The organism is Massilia litorea, from assembly GCF_015101885.1.
Lineage (GTDB): Bacteria > Pseudomonadota > Gammaproteobacteria > Burkholderiales > Burkholderiaceae_D > Telluria > Telluria litorea.
The window spans coordinates 4,450,146-4,463,606 of sequence record NZ_CP062941.1 but is presented as its reverse complement, the minus strand read 5'-3'; the positions used below and the strand labels follow the sequence as shown (position 1 = coordinate 4,463,606).

The following is a 13,461-nucleotide window of genomic DNA, read 5'->3' as shown; positions in this document are numbered from 1 at the left end:
TCCCGGTGCCCGAGGGAGGGGCGGGGTTCTGTTGGACGCTCTACAGCCGGCACAAGCGCCCGCCATCGACCAGCAGCGAGGCCCCGTTGATGAAGGCCGACTCGCCCGACGCAAGAAACGCGATCGCGCCGGCCACATCCTGCGGCTGCCCGACATCGGCCGGATCGATGTGTTCCGCCCCCGACCTGACCTGCGGGTTATTCCACAGCATGGGCGTGTCGATGGCGCCGGGCAGGATGGCGTTCACCCGGATCCCTTTCGGTATGCCCTCCAGCGCGGCCGAGCGGGTCAGCGACAGCAGGGCGGCCTTGGCCGCGGCGTAGGGTGCCACGTTCGGCTCGGTCTCCAGGGCGTGCACGCTGGAGACGTTGACGATCGCCGCGCCGGGCCGCATGTGCAGGAAGGCCTGCTTGATGAAGAAGAAAGCGCCCAGCAGGTCGACCTGCAGCACCCCGATCCAGTCGGTGCCGGTCAGTTCTTCCAGGGGTTTGAAGATCATCAGTCCGGCGTTGTTGACGACGGCGTCGAGCCGGCCGAAGCGGGCGATCACCTGGTCGACGCCATGCGCGACATTCTGCTCGGCGCTGACGTCGCACACCAGTTCCATCGTTTCCCCGGGCCCCTGTTCGCGCAGTTTGGCGGACGCCGCCGGCAAGGCGGCCGCATCGCGGTCGACCAGCACCACATGGGCGCCCTCGGCGGCGAAACGAATCGATGCGGCGAGGCCGATCCCGCTGGCGGCGCCCGTGACGAGCACGACTTTGTCCGTAAACCGCATCCCCGATCCTTATTCCGTGTTCCTGGGCGCGCCCGTGGCCACGGCGGAGTCCTGCGTACGGCTGGAAGGATGGGCGTCGAGCCCCGGGTAATCCTCATTCAGCGCGATCGGCACCTGCAGGCAGACGCTCTGGGTCGGCAGCACTTCGGTCCAGTCGCGGATCAGCTCGCGGTAGGCCTGTCCGACCGGACGCAGCTCGCGGTCGAGGTCGGCCAGTCCGAGGGCGTTCACGCGGCCATTGTTTTCGCGCAGGCCCGTGTCCCAGTCGACCTGGTCGGTCAGCGAATACCAGGTGAAGCCGACGATGGGCACGCCGTTGTTGCGCACCCGCAGCACGTTCGCCCATTCCTTGCGCAGCCAGCGCACCGCTTCGTCGCCGCAGGGACCCTGGCAGAGGTTGGTTTCCGTGTGCATCACCGGCAGGCGGTAGCGGTTGTAGTACTGGTGGGTAATGACCGCGTAGCCGAAGATTTCACCCGATGAACGCGTCGTGCCGTCCGCCGCCACGTGGTGCTCGTTGGTCTGGTAGTAATCGTTCCCCATCATGCAGTGATGCTTGAGGTTGTTGTTCAGGAAAAAATGGTATTCCTCGCGCGTCATGCCATTGTCGAGCAGGTATTCGTACATGGTGGAGTCGACGCGGCGGCCGTAGTTCAGGTCCAGCGACAGGAAGCGGCGCGCGTTCATGGTCTCGGCCGGGCCGATCGCGGCCGGCGACTGGGCATGGAAATACTCGGAAGATTCGCTCTGGATGAAGAGGGCATCCGGACGCACTTCCAGGATCGCGCGCATGGCGAGCAGGTTGGCCTTGACCAGGTGTTTGAGGGCGGTGACGAAGGCCTTGTCGTCGTGCAGCTGCTCGTTCCACCAGCCGTAGAGGGCTGAAAACAGGGCGCAGATCGACATCTCGTTGACCGGCGTGTACAGCTGGAGCCAGGGGTAGCGCAGTGCGAATGTACGCGCGTACTCGGCGAAGATGTCGGGAAAATCGGGGTTCTGGAAATCGCCGAGGAAATCGGGCAGGCCGAAATGGCAGAGGTCGACGATTGCCACCAGGTTGCGCCGGTGCAGGTCGGGGAACACTTCGTCGGCAAACGACCAGTCGTAGCGGCGCGCGCCGAGCAGCATCCTGTGCAGCGGCGGGCCATAGCGCAGGAAGCGGATCCCGATCTCCTGCACCAGGTCGAAGTCGCGCCGCCAGTGGCGGTAGTGGCCGCACTTTTCCATCTCGTCCATGCGCACCTTGCCGGCGGCGATGGTCGGGATGCTGTTTTCTATGCCGGTCGCAAAGATGAATGGGGAACCACTCGAAGCCATTTGCCGTCTCGTTCGCGAAGCGCAGCCACTGAAGTAGCACTGTAGGGAGCGATACGGGTTTTGACCGTGTACTGCCTAACATAGTGCCGCTTCGTGTGCGGACGCTGGCACGGCGGCATCGCCGCGAGCGAGGTCAGGCCGGCCGGTTGCCCATCATTTCGCCGAGGCGCACCTTGCGCTCCGGCGCCCACTCCGGGTTGAAGGCGATGGTCTTTTCCTTGAACAGCATGACCACCGTCGAGCCGAGCAGGAAGCGGCCCATCTCTTCGCCCTTCTTCAGCACGACCGGGTGCGAATCGTAGGTCCATTCCGAAACGCGCCCGGTGCGCTGCGGATTGACCACGCCATGCCAGGGCGTGGCCATGCTGCCGACAATCGTCGCGCCGACCAGCACCATGACGAAGGTGCCGAATTCCTCGGACTCGAACACGCAGACCACGCGCTCGTTGCGCGCGAACAGGCCCGGCACGCCGCGCGCGGTGGTCGGGTTCACCGAGAACAGGGCGCCCGGGACGTAGATCATGCGCGTCAGGCGGCCGTCGCAGGGCATGTGCAGGCGGTGGTAGTCCTTCGGGCTCAGGTACAGGTTGGCGAAGCTGCCGTGCTGGAAGTGCGCCGCCAGCGAGGCGTCGCCGCCGACCAGCTGGGTGGTCGTGAACTTGTGCCCCTTGGCCTGCAGGATGTGGTGGTCGTCGATCGCGCCGAACTGGCTGATCGCGCCGTCCACCGGGCAGACGAAGTCGGCCTGGGCCAGCGGACGCACGCCGTCCTTCAGGGGCCGGGTGAAGAATTCGTTGAAGCTCGGGTAGCTGGCGATGTCCGAATTGGCCGCCTCGTCCATGTTGACCCCGTACTTGCCGACGAACCAGCGGATCAGGCGGGTGGTCATCTTGCCCCCGCGGTGGCCGGCGACGCGGCCGGCGAACGAGGTCAGCGCCTGCTTGGGCAGGACATATTGCGGCAGTACTTTGAAACGATCGGACACGGTGGCGGACCTTTATTGCTGGTGATGATGGCGAATTATAAATAAGGGGCGTGCCCGTGCATATCTTTGTTTTCGCTGGCAGGGCCCGCCCAGTGTAGCGCATCGCCCCAGGACGCAGCCGTCGGTACCGGGCCGGGCAGGATCCCCTTAATACATGCATATCGAAAATATATTCTCATGAGCATCTAAATATGCCGGAACTAAAGGACAATACATTCTCATAAACTTGGCTTTCTGATATGTATATGCTCTCATCGCTCCGCATGACCCTGCTTGCCGCCGCGCTGGCAAGCGCTTTCCCCGCCCTGGCCCAGGAGACCGCAGGCGCGGCACCGAAAGCCGACGCTGCGGCGGACCAGAAAATGCAAAAAGTCGAGGTACGCGGCACGGCCGACAGCTATGATGCGCGGCGCGACGACACGGCGACGAAAATCGTCGTCACCCAGGTGGAGATCGCGAAATACGGCGACACCAGCGTGGTCGACGTCCTCAAGCGCGTGCCCGGCATCACCGTCAGCACGCCGAACGGACGCGGCGGCGAAATCCGCATGCGCGGCCTCGGCGCCGGTTACACGCAAATCCTGATCAACGGCGAACGGGCGCCGGGCGGCTTCACGATCGATTCGCTGTCGCCCGACGTGATCGAGCGCATCGAGGTGCTGCGCGCGGCGAGCGCCGAGTTCTCGACCCAGTCGGTGGCCGGCACGGTCAACATCGTCCTGAAAAAGACGGTCCGCAGCGGCCAGCGCGAATTCAAGCTAGGCGCGCGCACCGGCAGCGGTTTCCAGGGGCCGACGGCCAACCTGCAGCTGTCGGACAAGCTCGGCACGATGTCGTATTCGGTCGCCGCCAGCGTGATGGCCGAGCAGTTCAGCCGCCGCGGCGTCAGCGACGAGCAGGCCTTCGACCCAGCCGGACAGCCGGTGCAGGTGCGCCACGCCGACGGCCATGAAGACGGCCGCCTCAAGTTGTTCAACCTGGCCCCGCGCCTGAACTGGACGCTGGAGGGTGGCGACACCCTGACCTCGCAGAGCTTCGTCAATTCCGCGCGCTTCCGCAACCACAACCAGGACGTGAACACGACCAGTCTCGGTCCCGCCACACCCTATCCGGTGCTGGACTCGGCGGTCCGTTCCGACAACGACGTCCTGCGCACCGAACTCAATTGGGTGCACAAGATGGCCGACGGCGCCAAGCTCGACGTCAAGGCCAGCCTGATCGGCGGCCAGAACACGACCGACAACCGGAGATGGACGCCGCCCGGCGCGGCACGCCCAATCGACAACCTGGTGCACCTCGAAGCCGACGAGCGCGGCACGACCACGGTCGGCAAGTTCAGCAAGACCATCATGAAGGACCATGCGCTGGGCATGGGCTGGGATGGCGGCTACTCAAGGCGTACGGACAGCCGCGAGGAATTCGAGGCCGGCAACCGCGTCTTCCCGGCCCTGCCGAAGGGCGAGGAATCCGAGTCGCGCGTCGGCCGCCTGGCGCTGTACGCCCAGGACGAGTGGAACCTCACGCCGCGCTGGTCGCTCTACCTGGGCGCGCGCTGGGAGGGCATCCGCACCACCACCAGCGGCAATACCTTCGCCACCGGCCGCTCGCGTTCGAGCGTCTGGAGCCCGGTGCTGCAGACGCTGTGGAAGATCCCGGAGACCAAGGGCGACCAGGTCCGCTTCGCCGTGACCCGCACCTACAAGGCGCCGAGTTTCCAGCAACTGATCCCGCGCCGCCAGACCTCGATCGACAACCGCTCGACCGACCCCGACTACGCCGGCAACCCGGACCTGCAGCCGGAACTGGCGCTCGGCTTCGACGCCTCGTACGAACATTACTGGGCCGAAGGCGCGCTGTTCTCGCTCAGCGCGTCCACGCGCCGCATCGACGGCTACACGCGCTACCTGGTCGACTTCGACGGCGCGCGCTGGGTGGCGATGCCGATGAACGCAGGCCGCGCCGTGACCCGCGGGGTGGAACTGGAAACCAAGTTCCCGCTGAAGGCGGTGATGAAAGATGCGCCGGCGATCGACCTGCGCGCCAGCCTGTCGGCCAACTGGTCGCGCGTGGACGGCGTGCCGGGTCCGGACAACCGGCTCGACGGCCAGGCCCCGCTGGCGGGCAACCTCGGGATCGACTACAAGCGCGCCGCGTTGACCACGGGCGCGAGCTTCGCCTGGAAGCAGGGCGGGCAGATCCGCGTGTCCGAGCGCCAGACGACCACGCTCCAGGCGCGCCGCGACCTGGAAGCCTATGCGCTGTATAAATTCAATCCGAAGCAGCAGCTGCGCGTGGCCCTGTCGAACCTGCTGGGCCAGGACTTCGTCAACCGCGGCAGTTTCGCGGAGGAAGGACGCGGCCTGGTGCTGCGCGAGGCGCGCATCGAGGCCGGGCCCAGCCTGCGCGCGACACTCGAGCTGAAATTCTGAAGCCTTAAGCCAGCCGCATCGCTGCCGCGCCGGCCGCAATCAGCCCGACCGCCAGCAGGCGCAGCGGGCTGAGGCGCTCGCGCAGCACCAGCGCCGCGATGGCGGTGGCGAACAGGATCGAGGTCTCGCGCAGCGCCGCCACCAGGGCCACCGGCGCCGTCGTCATCGCCCACAGCGCGATCCCGTACGAACCGGCCGACATCGCGCCGCCGCCCAGCAGGATGCCCGGGCGGCGCCGCGCGAACGCGAGCAGGGCCTGGCCTTCGCGGCGCCAGGACAGCGCCAGCAGCAGCACGGCGGTCGCGACGAAGATCCACATCGTATAGCCGGCCGGCGCGCCCGAGCGCCGTACCCCGGCGCCGTCGATCAGCGTGTAGGTCGCGATGACGCAGGCCGTGCACAGGGCGAGGATCGTGGTGCGGCGCGCCGCCCGTGCGGTCCGGGAGGCATCGAGGAAGATGGTCAGCACGCCGGCGCAGACCAGGCCGAGCGCCAGCCATTGGTGCGCGCTCAGGTGCTCGCCCATGAACAGGCCGGCGAGCGCCACCAGCGGCGGCGCGCAGCCGCGCATCAGCGGATAGGCGTGACTGAGGTCGCCGCCGCGGTAGGTTGCGGCAAGCACGGTGTAATACAGGGTCTGGACGATCGCGGAAGCGGCGATGAAGGGCCAGCTGGCGGGAGCCGGCGCGGCGACGAAGGGCAGGCCGAGGGCGCACAGGAGGCCGGACCCGGCGACGACGAGCATGGTCGGTACGCCGCTGGCGGCGTGGATCTTTACCAAGATATTCCATCCTGCATGAAGGAGCGCCGCGCACAGGACGGCGGCGATGACGGAAGCGCTCATCGGCTGCTCCTGTAAACGAACATGGCCCGGCAAAGCCAGGCCATGTTTCGGGTCCTGCCGTTGAAGCTTACTTCACGCGGCGGCGCAGTGCGCCGATGCCGAACAGGGCGATGCCGAACAGGGCAACCGAACCTGGCTCAGGGATTTCGTTGAACTTGAACTGGCCGTTGTTGCTGACGAAGAAGTGATCGCCGGCGACGTTCTTGTACGGGCTGTTGCCTGCGCAGCCAGGGCCAGTGAAGCCCGCGAACTGGCAAGCGACTTCTTTTACCAGGCGATTGGTCGGCGCCCCGACGGTGTTGGCATTGGTAAAGGCGAATGCCTCGACGTTGAAGCCCGACATGTCCTGACCCAGGTCGTCGAAGAAGTAGTTGGCGGCGAGGGCGCCTTTGCTGGCCTTGAGGAAAATGCTCACCTGGCCATTGTCGGTTGGATTGCCCTTGCCGTCCACGGTACCGCCGCCGCCGGCCAGCACGGTAAAGGTACCGATCAGGTTACCCAGGTTCGCACCATAGATGCCCGACACCGAACCGTACTGCCCGTTCGCAGGATTCTGATACATCTTGATCGTGCCGCCGGTGAACTTGAAGGCGCCGCCGAAGGTGCCGGCGCCATAGCCTTCAAACGTGGCGGTGATGTTGCCGCCCGCGTAATTGACTGGGAACAGCTGGCCGTTGCTGTCTGCCTGCGACAGGTTGAAGACGGCATGCTCGACGAAGTTGAACGAGGTTTTGCTCGTCGCGTTCAGCTCGATGAAGGCGTTGCCGTTCACGTCCAGGTACTCGTTGATTTCCTGACCCTTGGCCTGGCCGGAACCGGCCGGGTTGAAGGTCCAGTCATTCATGATCGATGCCTGGGAGGCGCCGGCGGCGAGGCCGAAAGCTGCAGCGCAGCCGAGTTTCTTCAGAAAGGTCATTTTTCTTATCCCAAGTGTTGTTAATAGAATGCAACCCTATAAGCAACACTCGTGCCAGCTAGAGGAATTCCTTACGAATCATATGTTTGCGAAGGCAGTAAAAAAGTTATGCTTGCTGAGTGTAAAATTTTCCGACAGGAATTAATTGTTAATTTTCCCTCACACTTTGTGTCGTCCGCAGACCGATGCCGGTGCGCTTCGCCATGCGGCAAGCGCCCGACGGCACTGGGCACCGGTCACGGGCCGTTTCCGAGCCACTCGGCTGCGAATTCGTCGCGGAAGGCCAGCAGGCGCGCCAGGCGCGACTCGGCCAGCTCGCGCCCGGCATCGAGCTGCATCATGCCCGGCAGCTGCGCGAGCTTGACCATGATGTGGTCGAGCGTCCAGGCGCCGTCATCCAGGTCCCGTCCGAGCGCCAGCGGGTCGAGCGGGTGCGCCAGCGCCCGGCCCATGCGTCCCGCGACATAGAACATGCGCGCCAGGCCGACCGCGCCGAGCGCATCGAGGCGGTCGGCATCCTGCACGATCTTCGCTTCGATCGTCGTCGGTTCGATCGCGGCCGAGAAGCTGTGCGCCTCGATCGCGTGCGCGACACCGTCCAGGCGTTCGGCCGGGAACCCGAGCCGCGCGAGCTCCTCGCGCGCCAGCCGCGCCGCACGGCGCGATGCCTGGGCCCGGTCCGGATCGTTCTTCGGCAGGTTGACCAGGTCGTGCAGGTAGCAGGCGGCCATCACGACCAGGGCATCGGCCTGCGCGTGGCGATCGAGCAGCAGCCGGGCGCTGCGCCAGACGCGTTCCAGGTGGCTGGCGTCGTGGGCGCCGTCGTTGCCGGCGTGGGCGGCAGCAAGCGCGGCCAGGCGCGGCTGCCAGGCCGACAGTTCAGGAGACGAGGACTGCATGGGACTCCATCGCCGACTCCATCGCCGGCGCTGTGCTGGCGCGCTGCGACAGGGCGTCGGCGTCCAGGTTCTTGTGGCGCGGCACCCAGCGCAGGACGGTGCCCGGCAGTTGCGCGAGCAGGGCCTGCACCCGAACGCGGTAGGGGCGCAGCACCGGGGCGCTGTCCGCGTCCGCTGCGGCGACGTCGTCGAGCACGACCCGGCTGTCGCCGTAGACGGTGAGTTCGCGCGCACCCTGGGCCAGGGCCGCTTCCAGCACGGCGGCCAGGGCCAGGTATTCGGCTTCGCTGCTGTTGCCGTAGCCGGCCGGCTCGGACAGCTCGACCAGCTGTCCTTCCGGACCGAGCAGGCGCGCGCCGATGCCGCAGCGCCCCGGGTTGGGCCGCGCGGAACCGTCGAACCAGGCGCGCCAGGCGGTCGGCGCGCCCTCGTGCCGGGCCTGGCGCAAGGTCAGTGCCGCGGCTCGTGCCGAACGCCGCGCCAGCGCGCGCGCCGCTTCGGCCTGGCGCAGGGCGCCGCGTTCGGCCAGCAGCGCGGGCAGGCCGGCCGGGCCGGCGCTGGCGGCGAGCGTGATGCGCAGCGCTTCCTCGAGCGGCAGGCTGCGCTGCAGGGCCAGCTTGCGGCTGGCGGCGAGTTCGGTGCGGTTGGCGGCGCCTTGCAGGCGGTCGAGTTCGGTCATGACGCCAGCATAACCGCTTTTACCGGTTTCATGAATCCGCGGGCCCCAATGAAAAAGCGCCCCGCGGGGCGCTTTTCTTGTGCAGGCTGCAATCAGCGGCGGTACGGATTGTCCGGCCGGTGGTCGCGCTCGTTGCGGACGCCGTCGCCGTCGCGGTCGCGGTCGTAGCGGTTGGGCACGCCGTCGTTGTCGCGGTCGCGGTCGTAGCGGTCCGGGATGCCGTCACGGTCGGCGTCGCGGCGGCCGCCATGGCGCTCGTAGCGGTCGGGCACGCCGTCGCGGTCACGGTCGCGGTAGCCGTATCCGTCGCGGTAGGCATAGCTGCGGCCGCCGTCGTAGAAGCCCTGGCTGCGATAGCCCTCGCCGGCATAGTAACGGTCGCCGCCGCGGGGGCTCCAGTAGCCCTGCTGCATGACCCAGCGGCCGCCACGCTCCTGCCAGGCCGGCGGTGCATACACATAACCGGGACGCTCGACGATATACGAGCCCGGAACCCAGTAGTGGCGGTGGCCCTGCCACGCCCAGTAACCTGGCGACCAGACATAGCCGCGGCGCACGGCGGGCGCGCGTTCGTACAGGGGAGCCGGCGGGGCCGAGCCGATATACAGTTCGACGTTCTGGGCCATCGAGGGCAGCGGTGCATAGGCAGCGGCGCCGATGGCGGCAAGGGCAACCAGAGTGAGGCGGGATTTCATGGTGTTCTCCATCTCCAAAAGCGGATGATTCAATATATCAATCGCTTGAGTGAAATGGTGCGTTTGACGCATGTGCTTACATCTGATACAGGATTGCAGCAGCAGAGTTGCAACAGCGGATGAGGAGGGGGAAAGCGGGGAAATGCGAGGGCGGGTGCCCGGGCGCGCCTCAGGAGGCGGCCCGGTGCACACGGGTAATCAAATGCGGCTCCCGGCACCGCTGCGAGCGGCCAGCACGACCGGCTTCCCGGCACCCGGACGCTTGCCTTTCACGACGACGACGGCCATTCTGGTTTCGGTGGCGATGCTCGAATCCTGGATGGCGGCCGGGCGCGCCTGGGCTTGCGGCAGCTGGTCGGCGACGAAGTGGGCGGAACCGGCGGCGGCGAGGGCGACGACGAAAACGGCTTCCATGTGCTTGGCGATGTTCACGGTGCTTCTCCTTGCGGGTGGGGTGGCGATGTGTCCACTGTAGTCAAAGCCCCCGCGGACCTCCATCGGATTGCGACGGGGCGCATGAAAAGCGGGATGGCCTGCACAAAACCGGGTGCGATACGAAACGTTCAAGTTCGCTCAACCCGACGGCTTCACCCGGCTTTTCGCTTCCCCCCGCTAGGACAGGGCGGACGCGGCCATCCCGGCGGCGAAGGAGGAATCGATGGGGGAGATGTTCGCCACGGTGTGCGCCGGGCTGGCCGCCAACGGCCGCGCCTGGCGCCGGGCGCGCAACCTGCGTGCGGGCGGCCGGCGGGTGCTGCCAGCCGTACGCGGCACGCGCTGGCAGGCGGGGCCGCGGGTCTGGCTGGCACTGCTGGCGCTCGGCTTCGTGGCCGGCGGCGCCGTGCTGATCGCAGTCCACGCGCGTTCCCTGGGCGCCGCCGCGGCCGGCCGGATGAGCACCGGCGGCGGACCGGTGCGTACGCTGCCGGCCTTCCAGGCCGCGCTCCCCGGCGTCTCCTTCAGCGTGCCGCGCGAACCGGGCGTGAGCCTGGGCGCCCAGCCGGGCGGCGCTTTGCTGGTCGTCTCCGGCATGCGTGCCCGGCGCCCGGTCGTGATCGACCTGTGCAGCCAGGCGCTCGCAGGATCGGGCGGACGGCTGGCGCCTTTACGCATCGGCTACCGCTTCCACGATGTAGCGCGCTGGGCGGCAGGCAATGCGGCGGCGGCCAGTCCCGTCACCCTGCGCAATGTCGTGCTGGCGGGGGCGAGCATGCCCCAGGTCGACATCACGGGCTCGCTGGGCTCGTCCCTGCAGCTGGCCTGGCATGGTGACGCGCGCTGGATCGGCGACGCCAGCGCCGGCAGCATCGCGCGCGGCGTGCAGGGCAGGGCGCTGCTGGGACGCGAGGGCTGGCTGGTGTGGGGCGACAAAGGGGCGCTGCGCGTCGACCGCCGTCCGGGCGCCGCCTGCGCGCAGGGCGGCGAGCTGGTGCTGACTTCGTACGAGGCCCTGCCAGGCACCGCGCCCGGCGCCATCGTCGCTGCCTTTCCCGAACACGGCCGGGCACTGGCGAGCCGCCTCGCGCCCGGCGACTATCGCGTGCCCTTCGACGCAGCGCCGGCACTGGAAGACGGCGCCCTGTTCGACAGCCTGCTGGCGCGCGGCCTGGTGCGCCTCTCCCCGTCCGGCATGATCGAGACCGCGCCGCGCGACCTGGTGCAATGGCGTGCGGCCGACAAGGGCCAGCGCACGGCCGACCTGCATGCCTGGGACGGCGTCGTGCTCGACGACGCCGGGCGGCGCCTGCTCGAGCGCCTGCACGCGCGCGCCGACGGCGCCTATGTGCGCGAACAGATCCGGGTCTTCAATGGCGAACGGCGCCTGCTGGCCTGGCGCGTGCGGCCGGGTGCCGCCGGAGCCTGGCAGGCGCAGGCCGGAGCGAGTGCCGCGAGCAGCAGCGAGGCAATGCCGCTGGGCCTGGCCCGGCTGTTCGCCAGCCTGCCGCAGGGCTGGGCGCCCTGGCAGCGGCTGGCCGACTGGCCGGCCAGCGCGGGCCATGCGACCGCCGTGCGCCTGAGCTTGAGCTTGCCGCGGCCGGCGCGCGGCGACGAGCGCATCGAACTGATGCTGGCGGGACGGGTGCGCGCCATCGCCGGCGCCGCGCTCGCCGGCGGGCGTGCGGCCTGCGCCGGGCGCGCCTGTGCCGAGCCGGACGACGTGCGCGAGCTGGTGCTGGCGCCGCATCCTGGCGCACGCCAGGTCGTGATCGAAGCGCTGCCGCTGGATCTCGCGGCCATGAGCGGGGGCGGCGATGCACCGTACCGGCATCTGCAGGTGAAACAAGGCCGGCTGGCCTGGCAGGCGATTGCCCAGCCGGGGCGGTCCGCCACCGTGGTCCCGGTGCCGGTACTGTTGGCCGATCGCAGCGGCGCGCCGTTGTGGCAGGCAGGCAGCGCGACGGCCGGCGCACGCGAGGCGGGCCTGGCAACGCTGCTCGGCCTGCATGCCGGCCAGGCGAACAGCGTGGCCGGCGTGCTGGCGCGCCTGCCCGCGCCCGACGGCCGCCCCCATGAAGCCAGGCTCACCCTCGACCTGCCTCTCCAGCGGCTTGGACAGGCGGTGCTCGACTGCGTCGGCATGCGCCGCGGCCAGTGGGATGGCGCGCGCTGTAGCGGCGGCCTGACGCCGCCGGCCGCGCGCCAGGCCGGCCTGGTGCTGATCGATACCGGCAGCGGCGACATCCTGGCCGCCGCCGGCAGCAGCGCCGCGCCGCTCGCGGACGGCAACTGGAGCGAACTGCGCGACTTCGACCGCGTCGACCCGGCGCGCAGTCCCTTGCGCCAGGCGGCTTTCCAGCACGACGGCGGCGCCGAGCGCAGTCCGGGCTCGACCTTCAAGATCGTCAGCGCCCTCGGCCTCGAGCTGGCCGCCCAGCGCGATCCGCGCCTCGACGCCCTGCTGGGCGGAATGCCGCTGGCCGACATCAACGCCCTGGCGGCGGCGCGCGGCTTCCCCTTCCGCACCGACGGCGCGACCTATCCTTACCAGGGCGCCGGGGCCCGCATCACGAACTTTCGCGACGGGACCCTCGACCGCCGCGCCCAGGACGGCAAGCTCGGGCTGGCCCAGGCGCTGACCTACAGCCTGAACACCTGGTTCGCCTGGAGCGCGGAGCTGAGCGACGGCAGCCTGTTCGGCAAGGCGCAGGGCGGGGCGCCCAGCCTGCGCGCGCTCGACGATACGGCCCTCGGCGGGGTACGGCCCATCCTCGACATGGCGCACCGGCTCGGCTTCGAACGCACGCTGCCGCTCGACGGCGGCCTGCTGCCCGCCGATTTCGACTGGCGCAGCTGGGATGCGCTGCAGGCCAGCGTCGCCGGCTTCGATCCGATCGGCTCGCGCCACGAGTTGCGCCAGATGGCGATCGGCCTGCGCATGCAGGCCACCCCGCTGCACATGGCGCTCGCCGCCGGCGCGGTGGGCGAGGGCAGGGCGATCGCGCCCCGGCTGCTGCTGGCGCTCGACGGGCGCCGGGCCGGGGCCCAGCAAGGCGCGCCGCTCGGCGTTCGCCTGGACCGCATCCGCGCCGGCCTGCATGGCGTCGTCGCAGGCGGCACCGCGGCGAGCGCCTTCCGCGGCGCCGCCTTCGACCGCCTGCGTCCTGGCCTGTACGGCAAGACCGGCACCGCGCCCGTCGGGAGCGAGGGCCAGGCCACCGTCTGGTTCACGGGCTGGCTGGAGCCGGGCAGCATCCCTGGCGAGACCCGGCGCCTGGCGTTTGCCGCCTTTGTCAGCCGTTCGGAGGCGACCGGTGGCGAGCATGCCGCGCCAGTCGTGGCGGCGCTGCTACGCGCGCTCGCCCAAAAGGGCGAACAGAAAGGCAACTGAGCCTCTCCAGCGCGCCTTGTTTTTGTGTTTCTGTGGCATGATTTACAAAATCCCTTATCGGGTGGATACGCCATCAACACAAGAGGAAGG

Annotated in this window: 11 protein-coding genes; 2 read left to right on the top strand and 9 right to left on the bottom strand. The window is 68.7% G+C overall.

Going from position 1 to position 13,461, the window contains the following annotated elements:
- Positions 1 to 40 precede the first annotated feature (40 nt).
- The 3 genes from LPB04_RS19975 to asd all read right to left on the bottom strand — a co-directional run bounded on the left by LPB04_RS19975 (position 41) and on the right by asd (position 3,080).
- On the bottom strand, positions 41 to 778 hold the full coding sequence (locus tag LPB04_RS19975) for an SDR family NAD(P)-dependent oxidoreductase (RefSeq protein ID WP_193686214.1): 738 nt from the start codon (positions 776 to 778) through the stop codon (positions 41 to 43).
- 9 nt (positions 779 to 787) lie between these two features.
- Positions 788 to 2,095, bottom strand: coding sequence for a family 1 glycosylhydrolase (locus LPB04_RS19970; RefSeq protein WP_193686213.1), 1,308 nt, complete (start codon positions 2,093 to 2,095; stop codon positions 788 to 790).
- A 133-nt stretch (positions 2,096 to 2,228) separates the two neighbouring features.
- Entirely contained in the window at positions 2,229 to 3,080 is an 852-nt protein-coding gene (asd, locus tag LPB04_RS19965) for an archaetidylserine decarboxylase (protein ID WP_193686212.1), read from the bottom strand.
- Between the two features lie 245 nt (positions 3,081 to 3,325).
- Here asd and LPB04_RS19960 point away from each other — a divergent pair, with 245 nt between their 5' ends.
- Positions 3,326 to 5,509: a TonB-dependent receptor plug domain-containing protein gene (locus LPB04_RS19960; RefSeq protein ID WP_193686211.1), complete on the top strand. Its 2,184-nt coding sequence runs from the start codon at positions 3,326 to 3,328 to the stop codon at positions 5,507 to 5,509.
- A 4-nt stretch (positions 5,510 to 5,513) separates the two neighbouring features.
- Here the strand turns inward: LPB04_RS19960 and LPB04_RS19955 are convergent, their stop codons facing one another.
- The 6 genes from LPB04_RS19955 to LPB04_RS19930 all read right to left on the bottom strand — a co-directional run bounded on the left by LPB04_RS19955 (position 5,514) and on the right by LPB04_RS19930 (position 9,974).
- Positions 5,514 to 6,353, bottom strand: coding sequence for an EamA family transporter (locus LPB04_RS19955; protein ID WP_193686210.1), 840 nt, complete (start codon positions 6,351 to 6,353; stop codon positions 5,514 to 5,516).
- Positions 6,354 to 6,420: 67 nt separating this feature from the next.
- The gene (pepA, locus tag LPB04_RS19950; RefSeq protein ID WP_193686209.1) at positions 6,421 to 7,269 is read right to left on the bottom strand and encodes a flocculation-associated PEP-CTERM protein PepA; all 849 of its coding nucleotides are present in this window, start codon (positions 7,267 to 7,269) and stop codon (positions 6,421 to 6,423) included.
- A 236-nt stretch (positions 7,270 to 7,505) separates the two neighbouring features.
- Complete coding sequence (locus tag LPB04_RS19945) at positions 7,506 to 8,168, bottom strand: HD domain-containing protein (RefSeq protein WP_193686208.1); 663 nt, start codon at positions 8,166 to 8,168, stop codon at positions 7,506 to 7,508.
- Positions 8,149 to 8,847, bottom strand: coding sequence for a reverse transcriptase-like protein (locus tag LPB04_RS19940; RefSeq protein ID WP_193686207.1), 699 nt, complete (start codon positions 8,845 to 8,847; stop codon positions 8,149 to 8,151). The genes LPB04_RS19945 and LPB04_RS19940 overlap by 20 nt, the downstream gene beginning before the upstream one ends.
- Positions 8,848 to 8,939: 92 nt before the next feature.
- Positions 8,940 to 9,542, bottom strand: a complete 603-nt coding sequence (locus LPB04_RS19935; RefSeq protein ID WP_193686206.1) for a YXWGXW repeat-containing protein — start codon at positions 9,540 to 9,542, stop codon at positions 8,940 to 8,942.
- A gap of 198 nt (positions 9,543 to 9,740) precedes the next feature.
- Positions 9,741 to 9,974 (bottom strand): hypothetical protein, encoded by a 234-nt coding sequence (locus LPB04_RS19930; protein ID WP_193686205.1) that lies wholly within the window; start codon positions 9,972 to 9,974, stop codon positions 9,741 to 9,743.
- Positions 9,975 to 10,200: 226 nt separating this feature from the next.
- On the opposite strand from LPB04_RS19930, the gene LPB04_RS19925 reads away from it, so the two are divergent.
- Positions 10,201 to 13,371 carry a penicillin-binding transpeptidase domain-containing protein gene (locus LPB04_RS19925; RefSeq protein ID WP_307727257.1) on the top strand — a complete coding sequence of 1,057 codons (3,171 nt, stop codon included), beginning with the start codon at positions 10,201 to 10,203 and terminating at the stop codon, positions 13,369 to 13,371.
- Positions 13,372 to 13,461 lie beyond the last annotated feature (90 nt).

Coding starts and splice junctions, on each gene's coding strand:
- LPB04_RS19975 (WP_193686214.1), bottom strand. CDS start 778: ATGCGGTTTACGGACAAAGTCGTGCTCGTCACGGGCGCCGCCAGCGGG.
- LPB04_RS19955 (WP_193686210.1), bottom strand. CDS start 6,353: ATGAGCGCTTCCGTCATCGCCGCCGTCCTGTGCGCGGCGCTCCTTCAT.
- LPB04_RS19970 (WP_193686213.1), bottom strand. CDS start 2,095: ATGGCTTCGAGTGGTTCCCCATTCATCTTTGCGACCGGCATAGAAAAC.
- LPB04_RS19925 (WP_307727257.1), top strand. CDS start 10,201: ATGGGGGAGATGTTCGCCACGGTGTGCGCCGGGCTGGCCGCCAACGGC.
- LPB04_RS19940 (WP_193686207.1), bottom strand. CDS start 8,847: ATGACCGAACTCGACCGCCTGCAAGGCGCCGCCAACCGCACCGAACTC.
- LPB04_RS19935 (WP_193686206.1), bottom strand. CDS start 9,542: ATGAAATCCCGCCTCACTCTGGTTGCCCTTGCCGCCATCGGCGCCGCT.
- LPB04_RS19945 (WP_193686208.1), bottom strand. CDS start 8,168: ATGCAGTCCTCGTCTCCTGAACTGTCGGCCTGGCAGCCGCGCCTGGCC.
- LPB04_RS19960 (WP_193686211.1), top strand. CDS start 3,326: ATGCTCTCATCGCTCCGCATGACCCTGCTTGCCGCCGCGCTGGCAAGC.
- pepA (WP_193686209.1), bottom strand. CDS start 7,269: ATGACCTTTCTGAAGAAACTCGGCTGCGCTGCAGCTTTCGGCCTCGCC.